We start from the raw sequence: 22,300 nt of genomic DNA on the forward strand, positions 1-22,300 counted from the left end.
CGTTCACGACGCCAGAAAGGCCGCGACATGCCTGTGGAGTTCCTCGGTATCGGTGGCACCAACGACGGCTCGGAGACCTCGCCCCGCTCGGGCCCCTCCTTCGACAAGCAGTACACGCTCCGGCTCGCGCGGGCCCACCAGGAGCACGGCTGGGACCGGGTGCTGTTCGCCTACGGCTCAGGCTCGCCCGACCCGGCCCAGGTGGCGGCGTACGTCGCCGGCCGGGTCGAGGGCCTGGGGATCCTGCTGGCCCACCGGCCGAACGTGTCGTACCCGACGTACGCGCTCAAGACGTTCGCCACGCTCGACCAGATCAGCGACGGCCGCCTGACCGTGCACTTCATCACCGGCGGCAACGACCACGAGCAGGGCAGGGAGGGCGACGTCCTGACCAAGGACGAGCGGTACGCCAGGACCAGGGAGTACATCAGGATCGTCAAGAAGGGGTGGACCTCCAGGGAGCCGTTCGACCACGAGGGCGCCCACTACTCCTTCCGGGACTTCGTCTCCGACGTCTTCCCGGTCCAGCGGCCGCGGCCCCAGGTCTCCTTCGGCGGCTCGTCGCCCGCGGCGTACGCGGCCGGCGGGGCCGAGGCCGACGTCTACTGCCTGTGGGGCGAGCCGCTGGCCGAGACCGCGCAGCAGATCGCCTCGGTCAAGGAGGCGGCCCGCGCGGCCGGGCGGGCCGACGCGCCGCGCATCCAGGTGGCCTTCCGGCCGATCATCGCGCCCACCGAGGAACTGGCCTGGGAGAAGGCGCACCGGATCCTGGGGGAGCTGCGACACTCCCGGGCGAACCCGCGGCGGCGTCCCGGGGGGCCGCCGCAGAACGCCGGGTCGCTGCGGCTGCTGGAGGTGGCCGCCAGGGGGGAGCGGCACGACCGCGCCCTGTGGACGCCCACCGCGGCGGCCACCGGCGCCGCCGGCAACTCCACCGCCCTGGTCGGCACCCCGGAGACGGTCGCGCAGGCCCTGCTCGACTACTACGACCTGGGCGTGGAGATCCTCTCGGCGCGCGGCTACGCGATCCTGGAGGACGCCGTCGACTTCGGCCGGCACGTCATCCCGCTCGTCCGCGCGGAAGTGGCCCGCCGCGACGCCGCCCGCGCCGACGCCGCCCGCGAGGGAGCCGCCCGCGAGGGAGTCGCGCGTTCGGGTCGTGGCGACGACGTGCGTGCGGGCCATGGCGCTGCGTGACACGGCCGAGGCGGTGCCCGCCGCCGGGCTGGAGGAGCCCGCGCCGAAGGTCGTGACCGCCCGCCACCCGTCACGGGCGGTGGCCGCGCTCGCCGTGCTGGTGCTGCTGGCGATGGCGGCCAACGCCCTGGTCACCAATCCCGCCTGGGAGTGGGACGTCGTCGGCATGTACCTGTTCGCGCCCTCCGTCCTGCGTTCGGTGCTGCTCACGCTGGAGCTGACCGCGCTGGGCATCGGGCTCGGGTTCGCGCTCGGCACCCTGCTCGCCCTCATGCGCCTGTCGGCCAACCGGCTGCTGGCCTCGGTGGCCTGGGGGTACGTGTGGCTGTTCCGCTCGGTGCCGCTGATCCTGCAACTGCTGTTCTGGTACAACCTGGCGCTGCTGTACCCGAGGTTGTCGTTCGGGGTGCCGTTCGGGCCGGCCTTCTTCGACGTCGGCACGATGGACCTGATCGGGCCGGTCACCGCCGCCGCGCTCGGCCTCGCGCTGCACCAGGCGGCCTACGCCGCCGAGATCGTCCGCGGCGGCCTGCTGTCGGTCGATCCGGGGCAGCGCCTGGCCGCGGCGGCGCTGGGCGTGCCGCGGGCCCGCCGGTTCTTCCGGATCATCCTGCCGCAGGCCATGCGGACGATCGTGCCGAACGCCGGCAACGAGATCGTCAGCCTGGTCAAGGGCACCTCGGTGGTCTACATCATGGCCCTGCCCGAGCTGTTCTACCAGGTACAGGTGATCTACAACCGCAACGGCAGGGTGATGGCGCTGCTGCTGGTCGCGACCGTCTGGTACCTCGTCCTGACGACCACGCTCTCGGTCGGCCAGCACTTCCTGGAGCGCCACTACGGCAGGGGCCGCTCATGATGGTGGAACTGGCCGGCGTGCACAAGAGCTTCGGCGCGCTGCACGTGCTCAAGGGCATCGACCTGCGCGTACGCCAGGGCGAGGTGGCGGTGGTGCTCGGGCCGTCCGGCTCGGGCAAGTCCACCCTGCTCCGCGTGATCAACCACCTGGAGAAGGTGGAACGCGGGACGGTCACGGTCGACGGCGAGCTGCTGGGCTACCGGCGCGCCGGCGACCACCTGTACGAGCTGCCCGAACGCGAGATCCTCCGCCAGCGCACCAGCATCGGCTTCGTCTTCCAGAACTTCAACCTCTTCCCGCACCTCACCGTCAGCCAGAACATCGCCGAGGCCCCGCTGTCGGCCCAGCGCCGGCCGCGCGCCGAGGTGGCCGAGCTGACCGCCCGCCTGCTCGACCGGGTCGGGCTGGCCGGCAAGGCGGCGGCCTACCCGCGCACGCTCTCCGGCGGCCAGCAGCAGCGCGTCGCCATCGCCAGGGCGCTGGCCCTGGAGCCCAAGGTGGTGCTGTTCGACGAGCCCACCTCCGCCCTCGACCCGGAGCTGGTCGGCGAGGTCCTGGAGGTCATGAGGGACCTGGCCCGCAGCGGCACGACCATGATCGTCGTCACGCACGAGATCGGCTTCGCCCGGGAGGTGGCCGACACCGTCGTGTTCATGGACGACGGCCGCATCGTCGAGCGCGGCCCGGCCGCGCAGGTCCTCGACGCCCCGCGCCACGAGCGCACCCGCGCCTTCCTCGGCAAGGTCCTCTGATCACAAGGAACCCCCATGCGTCTCACCGCCGTGCCCGCACTCCTGCTGATCGTCTCCACCACCGTCACCGCCTGCGCGGCCGAACCCGCGCTCGTCCATAGAGCCCGAGAGGGGGCCGGCGTCGACGGCGCGGTCGCCGGTCGCGCCGTCGACACCGGCCCCGACCAGAAGCGGGTGCGCACCGGCAAGGTCGCGAGCATCGCCGCCCGGGTGCCCGCCGAGATCGCCCGGGACGGCCGGCTCACCGTCGGCTTCAGCGTCCAGAGCTCGCCGCCGCTGGTCTTCCCGGCCAGTGACGACGTCACGCCGATCGGCGTGGAGACCGACCTCGCCCAGCTCGTGGCGGACGTGCTCGGCCTGGAGCTGGAGCCGGAGAGCTCCTCCTGGGAGAACCTGTTCCTGGGGGCCAGGTCCGGCAAGTACGAGGCCGTGTTCAACAACGTCACCGTCACCGAGGAGCGCAAGGACGTCTACGACTTCGCGACGTACCGGATCGACCAGCTCGCCTGGCAGGTTCCCGGCTCCAGCCCGATCAGGAGGATCTCCGGGCCCGCCGACGTGGCCGGGCTGCGCGTCTCGGTCGGCTCGGGCACCAACCAAGAGAAGATCCTGCTCGACTGGGACGCCCAGAACCGGAAGGCCGGTCGGAAACCGGTCGAGATCCTCTACTACCAGAAGTACGGCGACGTGCTGCTCGCCCTGAAGTCGGGGCGCGTGCAGGCGTACTTCGGCCCGAACCCGACCATCGCCTACAACGTCGCGGTCAGCGGCGGCTCCAGGATCGTGGGCACCGCCTCGGGCGCCGGGCCGGGCCTGCAGGGGCTCATCGCGGCGATGACGAAGAAGGGCGACGGCCTGGTCGGGCCGGTGCACGACGCGCTGGCCACGGTGATCGGGAACGGGACGTACCGGCAGGTGCTCGACCGGTGGGGGCTGAGCAACGAGGCGGTCGCCGAGTCCAGGGTCAACCCGCCGGGCCTGCCGAGGCAGAGCGGTTGAGCGCGCCCGCCTTCGAGGTCCGCCTGGTCGCGCCGGACGATCCCGCCGTCCGGCCGCTGCTGGCGGACCTCGCGCTGGAGTACACCAGCCGGTACGGCGCCAACGACGAGCTGAACCGGTACCCGGCCGAGGAGTTCGCGCCGCCGGACGGGGCCTTCCTCGTCCTGGTGGTGGGCGGCGAGACCGTGGCGGGCGGGGCGTTCCGCCGCTACGACGCCGACACGGCCGAGCTGAAGCGGGTGTGGACGCATCCCGGCCACCGCAGGCGCGGCCTGGGCGCGGTCGTCGTACGGGAGCTGGAACGCGAGGCCGCCCGCCGCGGCTACCTGCGCATTCACCTGACCACCGGCCCCCGCCAGCCCGAGGCCGTCGCCCTGTACCTGGCCGGCGGCTACATCCCGCGCTTCGACCCGGACGACCGTCCGGCGCGCGGCCCGCTGCCTTTCGTGAAGAGTCTGTGACCCAGAGTGGGATTGACGAGCGCCCTCCCTTGCTCCTATAAACACTCTAAAGCCACTAAATAAGTGGGAAATAGGGAGAAGAGATGAACGCTCGCAGGGTTCGCGTAACGGTGGCCACCCTGGCCGCCCTGGCGCTCACGACCATGGCGGCCGCCTGTGGGGGCAGCGGCAGCCCTGCGGACAGCGGCGCGAAGAGCGGGGGAGCCGGCGGCACGCAGGTGCGTCTGGGCTTCTTCCCCAACATCACCCACGCCACCGCGCTGGTCGGCGTGGAGAAGGGCATCTACGCCAAGCACCTCGGCACCGCGCCCAGGACCAGCACGTTCAACGCCGGCCCGGCCGCGATCGAGGCCGTGTTCTCCGGCGCCATCGACGCCACCTACGTCGGCCCCAACCCGGCCATCAACGCCTGGTCGAAGTCGAAGGGCCAGGCCATCAAGATCGTCGCCGGTGCGGCGTCCGGCGGCGTGTTCCTCGTGGTCAAGCCCGGGATCAACTCGGTGGAGGACCTCAAGGGCAAGAAGATCGCCACCCCGCAGCTCGGCAACACCCAGGACGTCGCGCTGCGCTACTGGCTGACCGAGAAGGGCATCAAGACCGACACCAAGGGCGGCGGCGAGGTCTCGATCGTGCCCCAGGAGAACTCCCAGACCATCCAGACCTTCGCCACCGGCGACATCGACGGCGCCTGGGTGCCCGAGCCGTTCGCCAGCCGCCTGATCAAGGAGAGCGGCGGCAAGGTGCTGGTCGACGAGCGCGACCTGTGGCCGAACAAGCAGTTCGTGATCACCCACCTGATCGTCCGCCAGGAGTGGGCCAAGGAGCACCCCGACCTGCTCAAGAAGCTGATCGAGGCGCACGTCGAGGCCAACGACGTCATCGCCAAGGACCCGGCCGGCGCCGCGCAGACCGCCAACGCCGCCCTGCAGAAGCTGACCGGCAAGGCGCTCAAGCCCGAGGTGCTGGACAGCGCGTTCAAGAACATCACCTTCACCAACGACCCGATCGCCTCGTCGCTGGTGGGCAGCGCCGAGCACGCGACCAAGGTCGGCCTCCTCGACCCGGTCGACCTGAACGGCATCTACGACCTCAAGGTCCTCAACGAGGTCCTCGCCGCCAAGGGCCAGCAGGCCATCTCCGACAAGTAGGAGGCGCACGCGATGTCCGCTCCGCTCACGGAGCAGGTCACCGGCCGGGTCGACGGGCAGAGCCCCGCGATCCGGCTGGAGGCCGTCTCCAAGCTCTACGGTCAGGGCCGGACGGCCCTGCAAGCCCTCGACCAGGTCTCGCTGTCGGTGGCGCCCGGCGAGTTCGTCTGCCTGCTCGGCGCGTCCGGCTGCGGCAAGAGCACGCTGCTGTCGCTGGTCGCCGGGCTCGACCGGCCCACGGCCGGCCGGATCGACGTGGACGACGCCCGCGTCGCGCTCATGTTCCAGGAACCCGCGCTGTTCCCCTGGCTGACCGTCTCTGCCAACGTCGAGATGGCGCTGCGCGCCAAGGGCGTGAGCAAGCGGGAACGCCGGGACCGGGCCGCCGAGTTCCTCGACATCGTCCACCTGAGCGGGTTCGGCAGGAAACGGCCGCACGAGCTGTCCGGCGGCATGCGCCAGCGCGTCGCCCTGGCCAGGGCGCTCGCCCAGGACGCCGACGTGCTGCTGATGGACGAGCCCTTCGGCGCCCTGGACGCCATGACCCGCGACCTGCTGCACGACGAGCTCGAACGCATCTGGCGGGAACGCGCCCTGTCGGTCCTGTTCGTCACCCACAACGTGCGCGAGGCCGTCCGGCTCGGCGACCGGGTCGTGCTGCTGTCCAGCAGGCCGGGGCGGGTGGTCGAGGACTTCCCCGTCGCGCTGCCGCGGCCCCGCCGTACCGACTCGGGCGAGGTGGCCGAGCTGGCGGGGGAGATCACCGGCCGCCTCCGCCAGGAGGTCCTGCGCCACGCCCGTCAGGAGGAGCCCGCATGACGACGACGGACACCCACGCCCAGCAGCTCGCCGGGCTCGACGCGCTGGAGCTGGGCACCGGCCACCGCGCCGGCCTGGCCTCCAGGCTGTGGGCGGGGTTGTGGCCGATCGCCACGGCCGTGCTCATCGTGCTGGCCGTCTGGCAGGCCGTGGTGTGGGCGGGCTGGTGGCCCGAGTACGTCTTCGCCGGGCCGGTCACCACGCTCGCCGAACTCGGGCACCGGCTCGGCGACCCCGAGTTCTACACCGCGCTGACGGTCACCATGCGCCGCGCGGTCACCGGGTTCGCCCTGGCGATCGCCGTCGGGCTGGTCGTCGGCGCGCTGGTCTCGCGGATCGGGCCGCTGCGCCGCGCCACGGGCTCGCTGATCACCGGGCTCCAGACGATGCCGTCCATCGCCTGGTTCCCGCTGGCCATCCTGCTGTTCGGGCTGTCGGAGAGCGCGATCCTGTTCGTGGTGGTGCTGGGCGCGGCGCCGTCCATCGCCAACGGCCTGATCACCGGGGTGGACTACACGCCGCCGATCCTGCTGCGCGCCGGGCACATGCTCGGCTTCCGCCGGATCGCGCTCTACCGGCACGTCATCCTGCCGGCCTCGCTGCCGTCGTTCCTGGCCGGGCTCAAGCAGGGCTGGGCGTTCGCCTGGCGCTCGCTGATGGCCGGTGAGCTGCTGGTCATCATCGCCAACCAGGCCTCGCTGGGCGAGCAGCTCCACTACGCCCGCGAGCTGGCCGACTCGCCCGGCCTGCTCGCCACCATGATCGTCATCCTGGTCATCGGCATCGTGGTGGACCGCGTCTTCGGCCTGGCGGACGACGCGCTGCGCCGCCGCTGGGGCCTGCACCAGGTGAGCGCCTGAGCAGCAGACGGTCATGCGGATCTCCGCCAGAACCCAGTACGCCCTGCGCGCCGCGGCCGAGCTGGCCGCAGCGCCGCCGGGCCCCATGCCCGCCGAGAAGATCGCCACGGCCCAGGGCATCCCCCGCAAGTTCCTCGACAACATCCTGCTGCAGCTGCGCCGGGCGGGCCTGCTGCACAGCCAGCGCGGCCCCGAGGGCGGCTACTGGCTGGCCAGGCCCGCCGGCGAGATCACCCTCGCCGACATCGTGCTGATCGTCGAAGGCGTCTCCGAGGGCGGCGACCACGGCGGCTATCCCGGTGTGGCCAGCCCGCTCGCCGAGGTGTGGAGCGCGCTGCGCGACCACGAGGAGATGATGCTGGCCGACATCACGCTGGCCGACATCGCCCGCGCGAGCGTGCGGCTGGGCGACGAGTCGCGCTGAGGGACGTCCCCCGGCCCGCGGTCAGCCCGCCACCCCGTTCTCCCAGGCCCACACGATGATCTCAACCCGGTTGCGTATGCCCAGCTTGTCGAGGATGGCGGAGATGTGGCCTTTCGCGGTGCTCAGCGAGATGTGCAGGGCGGCGGCGATCTCCCGGTTGGTGCGACCGGCGGCCACCGCGCGCACCACGTCGGTCTCCCGCTCCGACAGCGGGTGCACCGCTCCCGTCGCGCGCGGCGCCCTCCTGGCCAGGCGGCCCAGCAGGCGCGGCGTGATCGACGGCGAGATCAGGGCGTCCCCGGTGCTGGCCGCCCGTACGGCCTCGGCGAGCAGGGCCGGGCCGGCGTCCTTCAGCACGAACCCGGCCGCGCCGCAGCGCAGCGCGTCGTAGACGTACTCGTCCAGGTCGAAGGTGGTGACCACGACCACCGGCAGCGGGTCGGGCACGCCTGCGCCGGCCAGGGCGCGGGTGACCGCGATGCCGTCCATGCCGGGCATGAGGATGTCCACCAGGCAGACGTCGGGGCGTACCCGCCGGGCCAGCTCCACGGCCTCCGCGCCGTCCCGGGCCTCGGCCACCACGCGGATGTCGGGCTGGTCCTCCAGGATCAGCCGCAGGCCCCGGCGGACCATCGCCTGGTCGTCGGCCAGCAGCACGCCGATCGTCATCGCCGCCCCCCTAGTGGCAGGGTCGCGTGGACCGTCCAGCCGCCCTCCGGCCGGGGGCCCGCGCGCAGGGTGCCGTCGAGGGCCTCGACGCGTTCGCGCATGCCGAGCAGCCCGTAGCCGCCGCGGCTCCGGGACGGCGGCGCGGGCGGCGCGTCGTCGGCGACCTCGACCACGACCGCGCCGTCCCGCCCGGTGACCGTGACCTCGACGGTGACCGCGCGGGCCGCGTGGCGGGCGACGTTCGTCAGCGACTCCTGGACGATCCGGTAGACGGTGCTGTTCACCTCCGGGGGCCAGCTCTCGGCCTCGCCGGGGACGCGCAGGGTCACGGGCGGGCCGTCGAAGCCGCCGACCAGGTCGGTGAGCCGGCCGGCCGGGCAGGGCACGTCGTCACCGGCGTCGCGCAGCAGGCCCACGACGCGGCGCAGCGCGGCCAGGGCTCCGGCGCCGGCGTCCTCGATGTCCTCCAGCGACTCCTCCAGCGGGCCTGACCCCCTGCGGGCCAGCAGCCGGGCCGCCTGGGCCTGCAGGACGATGCCGGTCAGGTGGTGGGCGGCCACGTCGTGCAGTTCCCTGGCCAGCCTGCGGCGCTCGTCGTGCCGGACGCGATCGGCGGCCGACAGGCGGCGCGCCGCCAGCAGCCGCAGACCGCCGCCGACGCCCAGGGCGGCCAGCCACCCGGCCACGTTGAGCGCCACCGTGGCCCCGTTGTGCGCCCCGGGCGCGCTCGCCGCGGCGACCGCGAGCCCACCGGCCGCGACGGCGCAGGCGGCCCGTACGGGAAGCGTCCTGACCGCCGACCCGACCAGCACGGACAGGCCCAGCACCATGGCCGGTCCGGGTTCGTTCGGCAGCCCGGCCCACGCGGCGACCAGGACGGCCACGGCCGCCACCGCCAGCCCGGCCACGGCCGTCCACACCGGGGCCAGGCGGCGCGCCAGGGCCAGCGCGCACACCGCCGCCCCCGCCGCGCAGTCGAACACCCAGTAGCCGCCGCCCCAGCTGCCGGCGATCAGACCGGCCCAGAAGACCAGCACGGCGACGGCCGCCACCGCGAGCGCGGCCTGCGCCGTCACGGCCGCGGCCCGCCGCCCGAGGGGCCAGGCGAGCTCCGGCCGGTTCCGCACGTTCACGCACCCAGGCTAGGGAGGCGGGCCCGCCCGGCACACCGGCCGAAAGTACGGTCGCCGCGGCCCGGACCCTGCTTTGGACCCTCCCCGCGCCGCGCCGCCCGCCGCAGGATGAGGCTTCATGCCCCATGACGACCCGCGGCCCGCCCGCGCCCTGCCCCAGGACACCACACCCCGCACCACACCCCGCACCACACCCCCGGCCGCCCCCGGGCGGTCGCGCATCATCGCGCTCGACGTCGTGCGCGGCTTCGCCCTGTGCGGGATCCTGCTGGCCAACGTCCAGCCGATCTCGCACGTCGGCACCGACCCGGTCACCGCGCAGCAGGCGACGCTCGACGACACCGCCCGCTGGCTGGGCCTGCTCGTCGAGCAGCGCTTCTTCCCGATCTTCTCGCTGCTGTTCGGCGTCGGCTTCTCGCTGCTGCTCGACTCCGCCGCCGCCCGCGTGCCCCATCCGCGGGTGTTGCTGCTGCGCAGGCTCCTCCTGCTGGGCTGCATGGGCCTGGCGCACATGTTCCTGCTGTGGCGCGGCGACATCCTGACCGTCTACGCGGTCGTCGGCCTGGTGGTGCTGCTGCCCTCGACATGGTTGCCGCGCTGGGCCGTGGCCGGGCTCGCCGCCGGGCTCGTCGTCGTGGCGCTGGTCGTCTTCGGGGGCGGAACGATGCTGGTGCCCGGACTGTTCCTGCTGGGCTCGGCCCTCACCAGGTACGGCGTGATCGACCGGATCGAGAGCTCCACCCGCGTCCCGGCGCTGCTGGCCCTGGGCCTCGCCGCGGCCACCGTCCCGGCGCTCATGTGGCAGGCCGCAAGCACGGGCGTCTCCCTGCCGATGGCCGCGTCCGGGCTGCTCATGGCCGGTCTGTACGTGTGCGTCCTGCTCGTCCTGCTCAGGACCCCGCTGCGCCCGGTGTTGCGGGCCGTCTTCGCCCCGCTGGGCCGCATGGCGCTGACCAACTACCTGAGCGCCACCGCCCTGGTCCTGGTCCTCGGCAAGCTGGCCGGCGGCCCGCCGGAGGGCTGGACGCTGACCACGATCGTGGGGATCGCCGCCGTCATCCTGGCTCTGCAGTGGGTGTGGTCCACCCTCTGGCTGCGCCGGTACCGCTTCGGCCCGCTGGAATGGTTGTGGCGCTGGGCCACCTGGGGCCGCCGTCCCGCCCGGCGGGCCCGGTGAGGCCGTAGGGAATTCTGGGACGAACCTGCAACCCTCCGCCCGGCCGGCCGCGTTGGGAACGGGCGAAGGGAGATCACCACATTGGACGCTCATGACGGCTTCCGCGAGTTCGTCATCGCCCGGCAACAGGCGCTGATGCGGACCGCCTACCTGCTCGTGGGCGACCCTCACCAGGCCGAGGACCTGCTCCAGAGCGTGCTGGTCAAGGTCGTCCGGCACTGGCACAAGCTGGCGCGGGACGGCAACCCGGAGGCGTACACGCGTAAGGCGCTGGTCAACCAGTACATCTCGTGGCGGCGCCGGCCGAACCCCGAGCTGCCCAGCGCCGACCCGCCCGAGCGCGCGGTCACCTATGACGACGACGCGCTCGACCGGATCGTGCTGCGCCAGGCGCTGGACAAGCTGACGCGCAAGCAGCGCGCGGTGATCGTCCTGCGCTTCTGGGAGGACCTCACCGAGGCCCAGACCGCCGACGCGCTCGGCTGCGCGGTCGGCACGGTGAAGAGCCAGACCCATCACGCGCTGGCGCGGCTGCGCGCGCTGGCCCCCGACCTCGTGGATTCGCGAACCCCTCAGGAGGCGGCCCGATGACCAGACTGCGTGATGCGCTGAACGGCATCGCCGAGGAGGCGCCCCCGGTGAACCTGGCCGACCTGGCGGTGGCGGGGTACCGGCGCAGACGCCGCGCCTCGGCGACGCTGGCGGCCGCCGCGACGATCGCGGTGCTGGCCGGGGTGACGGCGGCCGTGCTGGTGGCCGGGCCGCGGCGGGTGCCCGCTGCCGGGCCGCAGGCCGCGGCCGCGGCCGTGCCCGTCCTGCCCGAGGGGAAGGTGGGGACGCTCAGCCACGCCTACCGGCAGAGCTGCCTGCCTCCCAAGGGGAAGAGCGCGCCGCCCGGCTGCGTGGACGGCGAGTGGCGGGTGGTCACCGGCGACGGCAGGACGTACCGGGTGCCCCAGGCGCTCGGGACGACCGCCAGGAACGACCGCGTGCCCGTCGCCCTCAGCCGCGACGGGCGCATGTTCGCCTACTACGACGAAGACGCGCAGGCGCACGTCGTCCGGGACATGGTGACCGGCGCGGAGACGGTCTCCGCCGCGAGGGTGACGGAGGAACGCCTCGGCATGGGCTCCCTGCTGGTGGTCTCCGACGACGGCCGTCACCTGGCGTTCGACCCGCGCGAGGGCACCAAGGACCCCGGCCTGCTGATCGACGTGCGGACCGGCGGGACGGTGTCCGTCCCCGGCGTGTACGAGCCGGTCGCCATCAAGGACGGCGTCGCCGAGCTGGTCCGCTACCGCAAGACCGACCTGCTGTTCATGCCGGTCACCGGCGGCGGCAGGCCGGTGCGCTTCGACGGCGTCTTCATCATGTTCAGCGAGCTCGCCCCGGACGGCCGCACGGTGGTCGCCTTCGAGTTCCCGCCCGGCAAGAAGGTCCTGCCCGAGTACATGACCCGCCGGCTCACCGTGCTCGACACCAGGACCGGCCGCACCGTGCGGAAGGTCCCGGTCAAGGGCCTGCCGAAGGGGGCGCGCATCGACAACGCCACGATCTGGCGGAGCCCGTCGGAGGTCACGCTCGCCGTCGAGGTCGGGAAGGACACCCGGGCCTACGCGGTGGACGTCCGCACCGGCAGGACCAGGCTGGTGGCCAGGTATCCCGGCTCGGCCAGGGGGCTGGTCACGCCCGGAGCCGTCGGCGGGCTATGAGGCTCCCGGGAGCGCTGCCTGTACGGAGGCCAGGCAGCGCTCCACCACGGGACGCGGGTCGAAGGCGTAGTCCCCGGCCCCGAACAGCTCGAACGTCATCGCTCCCCGGTAGCCCCTGCGGTCCAGCGCGGCCAGGTACTCCGTGAGCGGCAGCTCGCCGTCGCCCCAGGCCAGGTGCCCGGTGGGGGAGCCGTCGATCAGGTGCACGTGCCTGACGCGGTCACCGAGGGCGTCGAAGTAGTCGTCCACGTCCTCCCCGGCCGCCGCCATGGCCACGGTGTCCAGCACCGCGCCCAGGTTCGGGGCGCCCACCTCGTCGATCATGCGGGCCAGCGTGGGCGCGTCGTTGACCAGGTTGGACTCCACCCGCTGCAACGCCTCCAGCACGCACGACACGCCGAGCGTGCGGGCGTAGGCGCAGATCTCGCCGATCGCGTCGGCCGAGCGCCGCCAGGCGGCGGCGACCGGCTCGTCCTCGAAGCCCCGGCCCGGGGTCAGCAGCAGCAGCTCGGCCCCCAGCTCGGCGGCCAGTTCGGCGGCCCGGCGGAACATCGCCAAGCTCGCGGCCCGCAGCCGGCTGTCCGGCGAGGCCAGGTTGACGGGGTAGGCCACCTGCTCGGGCGTCAGGCAGCGGACGGTGAGCCCCCGCCCGGCGGCGCGCCGGCGGATCGCCCGCGCCTCGGCGTCGCTCAGCCACGGCACGTGCAGCTGCGGCGCGACGCCCCACAGCTCCAGGTGCTCGCGACCGAGCGCGGCGGCGTCGTCGAGGAAACGGTCGAAGGGCAGGTGCTGGTAGGCGAAGTTCGAACCGGTGACCTGCCGCAGTGACAACGACATCGGACTCACTTCCCGACCCCGTCGGCGAGGCCCTTGACGATGTAGCGCTGGCCGAGGAAGAACAGCAGCACCACGGGCAGCGCCGCGATCACCATCCCGGCGAAGACGACGGGGAAGTCCGTGCCGTGCTTGCTCATCAGGCCGGTGAGGCCGACCGGCAGCGTCTGCACGCCGGCGCCGCTGGTGAAGACCATCGCGAACAGGTACTCGTTCCAGGCGAACAGGATGTGCAGCAGCACGGTCGAGGTGAGGATCGGCTTGCACATCGGCAGGATGATCCGCCAGAACGCGGTCCAGCGGCCGCACCCGTCCATCTCGGCGGCCTCGTCCACCTCGCGCGGCAGGTCGATCATGTACGCCCGGATGAGGAACGTCGTGAACGGGATCCGGAACGCGGTGTAGAGGATCAGCAGCGCCCAGAAGCTGTTGTACAACCCCATGGCCTGGAACATCTTGACCAGCGGCACGAGCGCCACGGTCGGCGCGAGCATGAGCCCGCCCAGGATGGCCATCGTGACGAACCGGTTGAACGGGATGTCCACCCGGGTCAGCCCGTAGGCCGCCCACGCGCTGACGAACACGGTGGCGACCGTGGAGGTGAGCGTGACCAGCACGCTCGTCGTCAGGTAGTCGCTCACCCCCCGGTTCCACGCCTTCTGGTAGCTCTCGAAGCTCCAGCTCGACGGCAGCGCGAACGGGTTGCCGAACAGCTCGCTGTTGGACTTGAACCCGTTGAGCACCATCCACAGCAGGGGATAGAGCACGACCACCGCGAGGCAGAGCAGGAACGCCCAGAGGAACACGCGCGCGATCACGCCGAGGAAGCCGCGGCGACTCACCATTCCACCCTTCTCTTACGGGTGACCCACATCTGTCCCACGGCGATGCCGAGCGTGATGACGAAGATCACCGTCGCGATGGCGGCGGCGTAGCCGAAGTTGTTGCGCACGAAGCCGCTGCGGTAGAGCCAGGTGCCCAGGACCTGGCTGGAGTTGTCGGGGCCGCCGCTGGTCATCACCATGACCTCGTTGAACACCTGGAAGGCGCCCGAGACGGTGACCATCATCATCAGCCCGGTCATCTCGCGCACGAGCGGCACGGTCACGTGGAAGAACCGCCGGACCGGGCCGGTGCCGTCGATGGCGGCGGCGCCGTAGATCTCGCGCGGGATGCGCTGGATCGCGACCGCGAACAGCAGCGTCGAGTAGCCGAAGCCCTGCCACTGGCTCATCGCGATGATCGCCGACATGGCGGTGCTCTCCTGGCCCAGCCACGCCTGGGCCAGGCCGTCCAGGCCGATCGCCCTGAGCAGGTGGTTGAGCGGGCCCAGGTTGGGCTCGTAGATGAAGTAGAAGAGCAGGCCGGCGACGGTCATCGAGATCGCCGACGGGATGAAGTACACCGCCCGCAGGCCGCGCTGCCACCGCTCACTGCGGACGCCCTCGATCAGCGCGGCCAGCAGCAGCGCGCCGAACACCTGGAAGACGATCGAGACCACCGCATACAGGACGTTGTTGCCCAGCGAGGACCAGAAGACCGGGTCGTCGATCAGCTTGCGGTAGTTGTCGAGCCCGACGTACTCCTGGGTGCCGCGGTAGATGTCCCATTTGAGGGTGCTGAACTGGAAGTTCTGCACCAGCGGCAGGTAGACGAACACCACGACCAGCGCGAGCGCGGGAGCCACCCACGCCAGGCCGAGCGCCCGTTGACGTATGGCACGCACCGGCATGCTCTCCCTCCGGCCGCCCGGCCTACTTCGCCGACTCCGACGCCTCGCGGACGCTCGCCAGCACCTTGTCGGGGGTCGAGCCGCCGCTGATCAGCGCCTCGCCGCCGGCCAGCCAGGCGTCGGCGACCTCGGGCACGGTGACGGTGTCGAGCCACGCGGCCAGCCGCGGCGCCTTGTTGACCTGCTCCATGCCCTCGTAGACGGCCTTGCTGGAGGTCTCGGGGCTGACCGCGCCGACGACCGTGCTGGGCTGCCCGTACGGGGGCGCCGACAGGGTCTTGGCGTTCTGCGTGGAGGTCACGAACTTCATGAAGTCGACGGCCAGCGCGGCCCGCGGCGACCTGGCGTTGATCAGGTAACCCTCGGGAGCGCCCTCGATGGTCTTGGGGTCGCCGGCCGCGTTCTGGGGGGCGGGGAGCTGGAAGATGCCGAAGTCGTCCGGCTTGAGGCCGTTCTTGTCGGTGGCGTTGTCGAACTCCAGGACCTCCTGGTAGTACATGGCCGCCTTGCCGTCGTGGAAGGCCTGCTGCGCCGAGCTGTAGAGCACGCCGTTGGTGCCCTTGCCGGTGTCGGTGCAGGTGTCGACCAGGGTCTTGAACCGGTTGAGCGCGGTCACGTAGCCCGGGTTGTCGAGCTTGGCCGTCTTCGGGGTGAAGTCGGCCTGCAGGACGTCGGCCGGCACGTCGTAGGCGAAGAGCTGCTGGAGGTAGTGCAGGGCGGGCCAGCCGTCCTTGTTGCCGAAGGCGATCGGCTCGTAGCTCGCCTTGCGCAGCGCCGCGCAGCTCCCGACCAGCTCCTCGAACGTGCCGGGCACCTTGACGCCGGCCTTGTCGAAGGCGGTCTTGTTGTAGCCCATGAACTTGCCGTTGCCGTACAGCGGGATGCCGTAGTACTTGCCGTCGTAGGCGAAGGCCGACAGCGAGCCGGGGCTGAACGTCCTGCCCCACTCGGTGTCCGGGCCGATCACCTTGCTCAGGTCGGCGGCCCGCCCGCCGCGCACGAAGTTCTCCGCCCAGTTGCCGCTCCAGGTGAAGAAGACGTCGGGCAGCGCGTCGGAGGCGGTCAGCGTCTTGGTCTTGTCCTTGATGCTCTGGTCGGTCTCCTGGATGAGCTCGACCTTCACGCCCGGGTGCTGCTTCTGGTACGCCGCGGCCAGATCCTCGAAGTACGGCTGCAGCGGCTCGCCGGCGAACTTGGTGAGGATGCTCAGCGTGCCGGAGAAGTCGGGCGTGGCGGACAGGTCGGCGGCGGGGGCCGTGGCCGCTCCGTCGCCGCCGCCGGAACAGCCGGCCAGGGCGAGCGTCCCGAGGAGCGCCGCGAACGACGTCATTGCGCGAGGGCGCATGGGCTTCCTTTCTCTCGGAGGGAGAGGGGGACCTGCCGGTCCGCGGTGGGGGTGTTGGCTGACTGTACAGATGAACTGATACCGGTACCAGACCGCGAAGCAAGATTTTCTTTCCGAGCGCCTGTCTGTGGGCTTTTTCCTGCGATGAAACAGCAGCAAGAGACAGGTTCTCGCAGGTGGGGTGTTGACGCGTGGCCGGATCCTGTGTCAGCGTGACCTCCGCGTGATACCGGTATCAGGCCGCTGGACGCCGCCGGCCCGCAAGCTTTCCCGAAAGGACGCGAAGATGCTCGGATTCAACGAGCCGGAATTCCTGTCGCAGCTGGCCAGCACCGTGGCCCTGCGCCCCCAGATCGAGGAGCTCGTCGATCGGCTCGTGGACCAGGGGTTCGACACCCTCCTGCTCGTCGGCGCCGGCGGCACGTACGCCCAGATGTGGCCCTACGAGCACCTGGCCAGGCGCAGCTCGACGCTCGACGTGCGCGCCGCGATCGCGGCCGAGCTGGTCGTCTCGGGCGACGCCCGGCTCGGCGAGCGCACGGTCGCGATCTTCACCTCGGTCTCCGGCACCACCGAGGACAGCCTGCGCGCGATCGAGTACGTCAAGGACAAGGGCGCCTACACGGTCGGTTTCACCGGCTACCCCGACTCGCCGATCGCCAAGGCCGTGGACGCCGTGCTGGTGTCGGAGCCGAAGGCGTGGCCGTTCGACCAGCAGATGTTGCTGTTCATGGGCCGCCTGCTGTCCCGCCGCGGCGAGTTCGAGGGCTACGAGAAGCTGGCCGGCGAGCTGGCCGGGCTGCCGGGCGTGATGCTGGAGGTCGCCCGGCAGGCCGAGCCGGTGGCCGCCGCGTTCGCCGAGGCCCACAAGGACACCGACTACCACTTCCTCATCGGCGGCGGGAACCTGTGGGGATTCACCTACCTGTACTCGATGTGCATCCTTGAGGAGATGCAGTGGCTGCGCACCACCAGGGTGCACAGCGCCGAGTTCTTCCACGGCTCGCTGGAGCTGCTGGAGGAGGACACGAGCGTGCTGATCTTCCAGGGCGAGGACGAGACGCGCCCGCTCACCGACCGCGCCGAAGCCTTCGCCAGGCGCATCTCCAAGGACGTCACCGTCTTCGACACCCGCGACTACCCGCTCGACGGCATCAGCCCCGAGTTCCGCGGCCTGCTCGCGCCGCTGGTGCTCGACACGGTGCTGGGCCGGGTCAGCAAGCACCTGGAACGGGTCCGCGACCACTCGCTCGACCTGCGCCGCTACTACCGGGTCATGGACTACTAGGCCGCCGCCACCCCCGCTCCCGCTCCCGCCCGCCGGGACGGGAGCGGCCCCGGCCTGCCCATCCCGAACCCCCTCGGCACAGGAGAAACATGAGAGTCCTCGGTTTCGGCGACAACATCGTCGACCGGTTCGTCGATCGGGGCATCGACTATCCGGGCGGCAACAGCGTGAACGTCGCCGTCTACGCGGGCCGCCTCGGCGTCGAGGCCGCCTACCTCGGGGTCTTCGGCGACGACGACCTCGGCGGCTTCCTGCGCGAGGCCGTCGCCGCGCAGGGCGTCGCGGTCGATCGCTGCGTGGTGCGTACCGGCGAGAGCGGCGTGTCGCGGCTGCGCGTGGACGACGGCGACCGGGTCTTCCTGGGCTGGAACGGCGGCGGCGTCACCGTGCGGGAGCCGCTGGCGCTGACCGGCGACCTGCTCGCCTACGCCGGCTCGTTCGACCTGGTGCACTCCAGCGTCTACTCCGGCAGCGAGGACCAGCTGCCCGGCCTGGCCGGCCTGCGTCCCCTGGTCAGCTTCGACCTGTCCAGCGAGGACGACTACCGCGCCCCCGCCTACCTGGACCGCGTCTGCCCGCACGCCGACCTGGTGCTCCTGTCCTGCTCCCACCTGGACGCGGCGGGCACCCGCGACCTGCTGGCCCGCGCCGTGGCGAGCGGCGCCCGCCTGGCCCTCGGCACCAGGGGCGTGGACGGCGCGATGGCCTACGACGGCCACCACCTGGTCGCCGCCCCCGCCCGGCTGGTCGAGGACCCGGGCAAGATCGTCGACACCATGGGCTGCGGGGACGCGTTCCTGGCCGGGTTCGCCGTCTCCCTGCTGCGCGACGGCTGGCGCAAGGGCGCCGCGCCCGGCCGCGGGGCGGTCCTGCGGGCGCTGCTGGCCGGCGCGGAGACCGCCTACGACCAGTGCTTCGTCGAAGGCGCCTTCGGCTTCGGCAGGCCCGCCCCGCGCGGCTAGCATGGGCGTGCCCGCGACCCCCCAGAAACGAGGAACCCGTTCGATGGCAGCCGACCGGAGCCAGTCGGGGCGGCCGACGATCTCGGAGGTGGCCGCCGAGGCCGGCGTCGGCCGCGCCACCGCGGCCCGCACCCTCGGCGGCTACGGCTATGTCAGCCCGGAGCTGCGTGAACGGGTGCTGGCGGCGGCCGAGAAGCTCGGCTACCGCACCAACGCCCTGGCCCGCAGCATGTCCACCGGGGTCAGCCACACGCTCGGCGTGATCCTGGCCGACATCGGCAACCCGTTCTTCGCGGGCGTCATGCGCGGCATCTCCGACGCCTCGCGCGCCCGCGGGTTCGACACGATCGTGCTGAGCACGTACGAGCGGCTCGACGAGGAGGTGGCGGCCACCGACGTGCTCATCGACAAGCGGGTCGACGGCGTCATCATCGCCTCGGCAGCCGTGGGGCGCGACGAGGTCAAGCACATCAGGGCGGCCATGGGCCGGGGCATCCCGATCGTGCTGGTCGACCGCGCGGTCGCGCCGCTCGACCTCGACACGGTCGTCATCGACAACCGCGGCGCGGCCCGCGAGGCCGTCGAGGTGATGATCGCGGCCGGCCACCGGCGCATCGGGTTCGTGTGGGGGCCGTCCTCGGTCGATCCGCCCGTGACCAGGCGGGCGCTGCTGGAGAAGGCCCGCAACGTGTGGACCGACGGCGAGCGCCTGCGCGGCTACCTCGACGCGCTCGACGACGCCCGCATCCCCTTCGATCCCGAGCTGGTCATGACCGGCCCGAAGACCGAGGAGTGGGCCACCCAGGAGGTGGCCCGCATGCTGGCGCTGCCCGACCGGACCACCGCCCTGTTCTGCACCGAGACCGACGCCGTGACCGGGGCGCTGCGGGCCGTGCGCGCCGCCGGGCTGTCCTACCCGGCCGACATCTCGCTCATCGGCTTCGACGACAGCGCCTGGGCGGCCGTCATGGACCCGCCGCTGACGATGATCGAGCAGCCGGTCCACCAGCTCGGCGCGAAGGCCGCCGAGGTGCTGCTCGACGTGCTCGACGGGGCCGAGCCGCGGCACGACGTGCACACGCTGCGCTCGCGCCTGGTCACCCGCGCCTCGGTCGCCCCGCCGCCGTCCTGAGCGGGCGGCCGGCGGTCATGGATGGGTGACCTGGGGCGAGGTGGTCACCACCTCACGGGTGGGGCGCGGCGCGGGCGGGGTGCGCGGACGGCCCGCCGCCACGAACACGACCGCCGACAGCAGGGTCATCGCGACCACGATGACCAGGATGAACGCCATCTCCCTGCGGGTCACCGGGCAGCGGCGGCGGCGGGCCGGTTTGGCGTTGAGCGCGTCGATGCGGCAGGCGAAGTCGCGGTCCTGCCAGCGCAGATCCTGCTCGATCTCGGCCAGGATGCGGCGTTCGCGGTCCGACAGGCTCATGGCCGCCGCTCCCGTCCCGCGACGCCGTGGGCGGGGGCGGGCGGTGAGGTCAGCGGTTCGGTCATGTCGTTCTCCGTCGCTCCCGGTCAGAAGTAGCCCCCGTCAGGGCGGCCCGGTCGGGGTCGGCCCTGGTCAGAGGGCGTCCCGCTGGTGAGGCACGCCTTCGTGGCGGCGCGCTCTGGCGGGTCGCCGGCGGCCCCGAAGGCCCGCGATTCCTCCGTACCCGGCGGTGCAGGCTCGATGCGGCGCCTTACTGCGCCCGGTATGAACCGTTACGCCCGGTGTGCGATGTCCGCCTAAATCCAGACATTTCCTTCACCTGGCGTCGATTTCCGGCTTACCGGACATCGGGTGGCCGGTCAGCTGTCCGGCTTCTCCACCAGCGGGGTGTCCACCAGGTGCTCGATCAGGAACCAGGTCTGGAGCTCGTTCGTCCTGATGACGTCGGAGACCAGCAGGTCGTTGGTGCCGTCGTCGCCCATCTCCTGCGCCCGGGCGGCCGCGTCGTGGGCGGCCACGAGGATGGTCTCGTGCGCCTCGATCAGGCGCGAGAGCATGGCGGGCACCTCCTCGCAGCCGTTCGGCGGGCGCGGGATCACGGTGATCTCGGCCACGTGCCGGGGGTCGCCCACCGCGACGCCGCCGAGGGTCTGCACGCGCTCGGCCATCTCGTCCACCAGCGCGATCTGCTCCGAGGCGTGCTTGTCCAGCAGCAGGTGGAGCTGGTAGAAGGTCGGGCCGCGCATCAGCCAGTGGTGCTTCTTGTACAGGCTGTAGAGGATCTGGGTGTCGGCCAGGATCTGGTTGAGGCGCTGGCAGGAGTACTCGCGCGCGTCACGGGAGAGGCCGAGCGGGAACATCCGCACGGTGCCGTACTCCTGGATCTCCACGCCGTTCACGTGCAGCCACGGCTGGCTGTCGGGCTTCGACCGGGTCGGCTTGGCGGAGCGTTTGGTGGGCACGTACATCTCCTCAGATAGTCGGAACAATCGCCCGGAAACCTCCCCTTCGGCGCGCCAAGCGCCCCCACGAGCCCGCACAAGAGCCGGTCAACATCCGGCGTACGCGATCGTTTGCCCGCAGGTCAGAGGGGTAGCCGGACCGATGGGCGCGGGGGAGCCCCGTGTCCGGTCCGCCGGGAGGGGGATGAGCATGCGACGCAAAGAGCCCGAGGACGAAGAGACGCCCGCGGCCGATCTCGAAGGCCCCGCAGGCGAGGAAGAGTACGACGAGGAGCGCGAGCGCTTCGAGCACATGAAGGAACTGAACCCGGACGACTTCGAGTGACCGCCGCCGCCCGGCGACCGGGCGGGAGCGGCCGGGCCGGCGGCCGGCGGCCGGCGAGGACAGTGCGGGCTGAGAGGTCGGCGGCGGCGCAGGCCGAGGGGGTCAGCGCAGGTCGATGAGGGCCAGGCCGGTGGCGGGGTCGTGGCGGCGCCGCAGGTAGCTGGGGGACTGCGTGACGATCACCTCCAGCGTCGGCCACACCTGGCCGGCCAGCAGGTGGCCGCCGCGGGTCGTGCCGTCGGGCAGGCCCACGACCGCATGGGCGTGCAGGGTGGGCCGCACGTCGTCGTCGGGCATGGCGAAGTCGCCGATCAGGGAGAGCACCTCGGTCTGGCGGTCGACCGGGATCGGGTCGTAGCGGAGCGCCTCCGGGTCGAAGAAGCCCAGCGTGACCTGCCGGAACCCGCCGATGCCGGTCAGCCGGGCGGCGCGGACGCCGTTGTCGGCGGCCCACGCCGTCAGGCTCTCGACCACCTCGTCACCGGGGTCGAGGACCACCGCGTACGTCTGCTCCTCCACCGTGGAGAGCCGCTTGCCGCGCATGACGATCTCCTGCCCGCACGGCGCGCGGGCAACCCGGTCACTTCCAGACGGCCTTGGCCAGGATGTTCCCCAGCCCGGGGGTCTTCCACTGGTCGACGACCAGCACCTTCTCCTTGCGCAGGTACCAGATGCGCTGGGTGAAGGACACCGGGGCCGGCTTGCTGGTCTTCGTCTGGCAGCCCAGCTTCCACTCGGTGAAGCGGGCCTGGTGCCCCGCCCCCACCTGCACGGTCGCGGTGCGGGCGGGCCGGACGGGCTGGACGCCCTCCCAGTAGCGCCGGTCCGGGACGCACTCCACGACCCCGGTGCTGGGGTGGTACGGCTGCCCCGGCCGGTACGTGCCGCCCTCGGAGGCGTAGGCGATGGCCCGCGGCCCGCCGAGGGAGAAGCCGGGGCACTCCGTCGCCCGCTTGGAGCAGGCCCCGGTGACCACGTCGAGCCCGCCGATCGGGTCCTTCTTCACCTTCCAGGAGACCGGTATCTGGATGGTGAACCCCTGGAACGACACGGGTTTGGTGGCCTGCGCGGGCGTTCCGGTCAGAACGAGCGCCGCGCTGAGCGTCAAGGTCATGAGCACGGCGGCGATCCTAGATCCTGACGCCGCTGGAATGTCAAGCACCGATAAATCGGCAAAAATGACCACAACTTTGCTGGCGATCATCGC

General features: G+C 72.0%; 26 protein-coding genes. 16 read left to right on the forward strand and 10 right to left on the reverse strand.

Annotated elements, in window-relative coordinates; genetic code table 11:
- Nucleotides 1–27: 27 nt before the first annotated feature.
- The 9 genes from AB0C33_RS02940 to AB0C33_RS02980 all read left to right on the forward strand — a co-directional run bounded on the left by AB0C33_RS02940 (nucleotide 28) and on the right by AB0C33_RS02980 (nucleotide 7,519).
- Nucleotides 28–1,197, forward strand: a complete 1,170-nt coding sequence (locus tag AB0C33_RS02940) for an LLM class flavin-dependent oxidoreductase (protein ID WP_358283025.1) — start codon at nucleotides 28–30, stop codon at nucleotides 1,195–1,197.
- Nucleotides 1,184–2,056: an amino acid ABC transporter permease gene (locus AB0C33_RS02945; protein ID WP_358283027.1), complete on the forward strand. Its 873-nt coding sequence runs from the start codon at nucleotides 1,184–1,186 to the stop codon at nucleotides 2,054–2,056. Before AB0C33_RS02940 ends, AB0C33_RS02945 begins: the two co-directional genes overlap by 14 nt.
- Nucleotides 2,053–2,808, forward strand: a complete 756-nt coding sequence (locus AB0C33_RS02950; protein WP_358283029.1) for an amino acid ABC transporter ATP-binding protein — start codon at nucleotides 2,053–2,055, stop codon at nucleotides 2,806–2,808. The genes AB0C33_RS02945 and AB0C33_RS02950 overlap by 4 nt, the downstream gene beginning before the upstream one ends.
- A gap of 15 nt (nucleotides 2,809–2,823) precedes the next feature.
- The gene (locus AB0C33_RS02955; protein WP_358283031.1) at nucleotides 2,824–3,807 is read left to right on the forward strand and encodes an ABC transporter substrate-binding protein; all 984 of its coding nucleotides are present in this window, start codon (nucleotides 2,824–2,826) and stop codon (nucleotides 3,805–3,807) included.
- A complete protein-coding gene (locus AB0C33_RS02960) occupies nucleotides 3,804–4,268 on the forward strand; it encodes a GNAT family N-acetyltransferase (protein WP_358283032.1) in 465 nt (154 codons plus the stop codon). Before AB0C33_RS02955 ends, AB0C33_RS02960 begins: the two co-directional genes overlap by 4 nt.
- Nucleotides 4,269–4,351: 83 nt before the next feature.
- Nucleotides 4,352–5,416, forward strand: a complete 1,065-nt coding sequence (locus tag AB0C33_RS02965; protein ID WP_358283034.1) for an ABC transporter substrate-binding protein — start codon at nucleotides 4,352–4,354, stop codon at nucleotides 5,414–5,416.
- Between the two features lie 12 nt (nucleotides 5,417–5,428).
- The gene (locus AB0C33_RS02970) at nucleotides 5,429–6,235 is read left to right on the forward strand and encodes an ABC transporter ATP-binding protein (protein WP_358283036.1); all 807 of its coding nucleotides are present in this window, start codon (nucleotides 5,429–5,431) and stop codon (nucleotides 6,233–6,235) included.
- Nucleotides 6,232–7,095 carry an ABC transporter permease gene (locus AB0C33_RS02975; protein ID WP_358283038.1) on the forward strand — a complete coding sequence of 288 codons (864 nt, stop codon included), beginning with the start codon at nucleotides 6,232–6,234 and terminating at the stop codon, nucleotides 7,093–7,095. The genes AB0C33_RS02970 and AB0C33_RS02975 overlap by 4 nt, the downstream gene beginning before the upstream one ends.
- Nucleotides 7,096–7,108: 13 nt before the next feature.
- The gene (locus tag AB0C33_RS02980; RefSeq protein WP_358283040.1) at nucleotides 7,109–7,519 is read left to right on the forward strand and encodes an Rrf2 family transcriptional regulator; all 411 of its coding nucleotides are present in this window, start codon (nucleotides 7,109–7,111) and stop codon (nucleotides 7,517–7,519) included.
- A gap of 21 nt (nucleotides 7,520–7,540) precedes the next feature.
- Here the strand turns inward: AB0C33_RS02980 and AB0C33_RS02985 are convergent, their stop codons facing one another.
- Together AB0C33_RS02985 and AB0C33_RS02990 are read right to left on the reverse strand one after the other, a co-directional pair.
- Nucleotides 7,541–8,188, reverse strand: a complete 648-nt coding sequence (locus AB0C33_RS02985; protein WP_358283042.1) for a response regulator transcription factor — start codon at nucleotides 8,186–8,188, stop codon at nucleotides 7,541–7,543.
- Nucleotides 8,185–9,321, reverse strand: a complete 1,137-nt coding sequence (locus tag AB0C33_RS02990; RefSeq protein WP_358283044.1) for a histidine kinase — start codon at nucleotides 9,319–9,321, stop codon at nucleotides 8,185–8,187. The genes AB0C33_RS02985 and AB0C33_RS02990 overlap by 4 nt, the downstream gene beginning before the upstream one ends.
- A gap of 118 nt (nucleotides 9,322–9,439) precedes the next feature.
- On the opposite strand from AB0C33_RS02990, the gene AB0C33_RS02995 reads away from it, so the two are divergent.
- The 3 genes from AB0C33_RS02995 (at nucleotide 9,440) to AB0C33_RS03005 (ending at nucleotide 12,210) form a co-directional block, all read left to right on the forward strand.
- On the forward strand, nucleotides 9,440–10,498 hold the full coding sequence (locus AB0C33_RS02995) for a DUF418 domain-containing protein (RefSeq protein ID WP_358283045.1): 1,059 nt from the start codon (nucleotides 9,440–9,442) through the stop codon (nucleotides 10,496–10,498).
- 81 nt (nucleotides 10,499–10,579) lie between these two features.
- Complete coding sequence (locus AB0C33_RS03000; protein ID WP_352349556.1) at nucleotides 10,580–11,089, forward strand: SigE family RNA polymerase sigma factor; 510 nt, start codon at nucleotides 10,580–10,582, stop codon at nucleotides 11,087–11,089.
- Nucleotides 11,086–12,210: a hypothetical protein gene (locus AB0C33_RS03005; RefSeq protein WP_358283047.1), complete on the forward strand. Its 1,125-nt coding sequence runs from the start codon at nucleotides 11,086–11,088 to the stop codon at nucleotides 12,208–12,210. Before AB0C33_RS03000 ends, AB0C33_RS03005 begins: the two co-directional genes overlap by 4 nt.
- On the opposite strand, the gene AB0C33_RS03010 is transcribed toward AB0C33_RS03005, so the two are convergent.
- Genes AB0C33_RS03010 through AB0C33_RS03025 form a run of 4 tightly spaced genes read right to left on the reverse strand, consistent with a single transcriptional unit; the run spans nucleotide 12,205 to nucleotide 16,121 of the window.
- Nucleotides 12,205–13,047 carry a TIM barrel protein gene (locus AB0C33_RS03010; protein ID WP_358283049.1) on the reverse strand — a complete coding sequence of 281 codons (843 nt, stop codon included), beginning with the start codon at nucleotides 13,045–13,047 and terminating at the stop codon, nucleotides 12,205–12,207. The genes AB0C33_RS03005 and AB0C33_RS03010 overlap by 6 nt on opposite strands.
- Before the next feature lie 5 nt (nucleotides 13,048–13,052).
- Nucleotides 13,053–13,889: a carbohydrate ABC transporter permease gene (locus AB0C33_RS03015; protein ID WP_358283051.1), complete on the reverse strand. Its 837-nt coding sequence runs from the start codon at nucleotides 13,887–13,889 to the stop codon at nucleotides 13,053–13,055.
- Complete coding sequence (locus AB0C33_RS03020) at nucleotides 13,883–14,770, reverse strand: sugar ABC transporter permease (RefSeq protein WP_358283053.1); 888 nt, start codon at nucleotides 14,768–14,770, stop codon at nucleotides 13,883–13,885. The genes AB0C33_RS03015 and AB0C33_RS03020 overlap by 7 nt, the downstream gene beginning before the upstream one ends.
- A 28-nt stretch (nucleotides 14,771–14,798) precedes the next feature.
- A complete protein-coding gene (locus tag AB0C33_RS03025; RefSeq protein ID WP_358283055.1) occupies nucleotides 14,799–16,121 on the reverse strand; it encodes an extracellular solute-binding protein in 1,323 nt (440 codons plus the stop codon).
- Between the two features lie 286 nt (nucleotides 16,122–16,407).
- Here AB0C33_RS03025 and AB0C33_RS03030 point away from each other — a divergent pair, with 286 nt between their 5' ends.
- The 3 genes from AB0C33_RS03030 (at nucleotide 16,408) to AB0C33_RS03040 (ending at nucleotide 19,503) form a co-directional block, all read left to right on the forward strand.
- Nucleotides 16,408–17,409 (forward strand): SIS domain-containing protein, encoded by a 1,002-nt coding sequence (locus tag AB0C33_RS03030; RefSeq protein ID WP_358283057.1) that lies wholly within the window; start codon nucleotides 16,408–16,410, stop codon nucleotides 17,407–17,409.
- A gap of 89 nt (nucleotides 17,410–17,498) precedes the next feature.
- Nucleotides 17,499–18,371 (forward strand): PfkB family carbohydrate kinase, encoded by an 873-nt coding sequence (locus AB0C33_RS03035; RefSeq protein WP_358283059.1) that lies wholly within the window; start codon nucleotides 17,499–17,501, stop codon nucleotides 18,369–18,371.
- A 43-nt stretch (nucleotides 18,372–18,414) separates the two neighbouring features.
- On the forward strand, nucleotides 18,415–19,503 hold the full coding sequence (locus AB0C33_RS03040) for a LacI family DNA-binding transcriptional regulator (protein ID WP_352349572.1): 1,089 nt from the start codon (nucleotides 18,415–18,417) through the stop codon (nucleotides 19,501–19,503).
- A gap of 15 nt (nucleotides 19,504–19,518) precedes the next feature.
- Here AB0C33_RS03040 and AB0C33_RS03045 read toward each other — a convergent pair whose 3' ends face one another.
- Both AB0C33_RS03045 and AB0C33_RS03050 read right to left on the reverse strand, forming a co-directional pair.
- Nucleotides 19,519–19,806 (reverse strand): DUF3040 domain-containing protein, encoded by a 288-nt coding sequence (locus AB0C33_RS03045; protein WP_357970689.1) that lies wholly within the window; start codon nucleotides 19,804–19,806, stop codon nucleotides 19,519–19,521.
- A gap of 359 nt (nucleotides 19,807–20,165) precedes the next feature.
- Nucleotides 20,166–20,768 carry a DNA starvation/stationary phase protection protein gene (locus AB0C33_RS03050; RefSeq protein WP_358283061.1) on the reverse strand — a complete coding sequence of 201 codons (603 nt, stop codon included), beginning with the start codon at nucleotides 20,766–20,768 and terminating at the stop codon, nucleotides 20,166–20,168.
- Between the two features lie 190 nt (nucleotides 20,769–20,958).
- On the opposite strand from AB0C33_RS03050, the gene AB0C33_RS03055 reads away from it, so the two are divergent.
- Nucleotides 20,959–21,093, forward strand: coding sequence for a hypothetical protein (locus AB0C33_RS03055; RefSeq protein ID WP_358283063.1), 135 nt, complete (start codon nucleotides 20,959–20,961; stop codon nucleotides 21,091–21,093).
- Between the two features lie 102 nt (nucleotides 21,094–21,195).
- Here AB0C33_RS03055 and AB0C33_RS03060 read toward each other — a convergent pair whose 3' ends face one another.
- Both AB0C33_RS03060 and AB0C33_RS03065 read right to left on the reverse strand, forming a co-directional pair.
- On the reverse strand, nucleotides 21,196–21,636 hold the full coding sequence (locus AB0C33_RS03060) for a PPC domain-containing DNA-binding protein (RefSeq protein WP_358283065.1): 441 nt from the start codon (nucleotides 21,634–21,636) through the stop codon (nucleotides 21,196–21,198).
- Between the two features lie 37 nt (nucleotides 21,637–21,673).
- Nucleotides 21,674–22,213, reverse strand: coding sequence for a hypothetical protein (locus AB0C33_RS03065; RefSeq protein ID WP_358283067.1), 540 nt, complete (start codon nucleotides 22,211–22,213; stop codon nucleotides 21,674–21,676).
- Between the last annotated feature and the right edge of the window lie 87 nt (nucleotides 22,214–22,300).

It is taken from the genome of Nonomuraea sp. NPDC048881, from assembly GCF_040649795.1.
Classification (GTDB): Bacteria; Actinomycetota; Actinomycetes; order Streptosporangiales; family Streptosporangiaceae; genus Nonomuraea.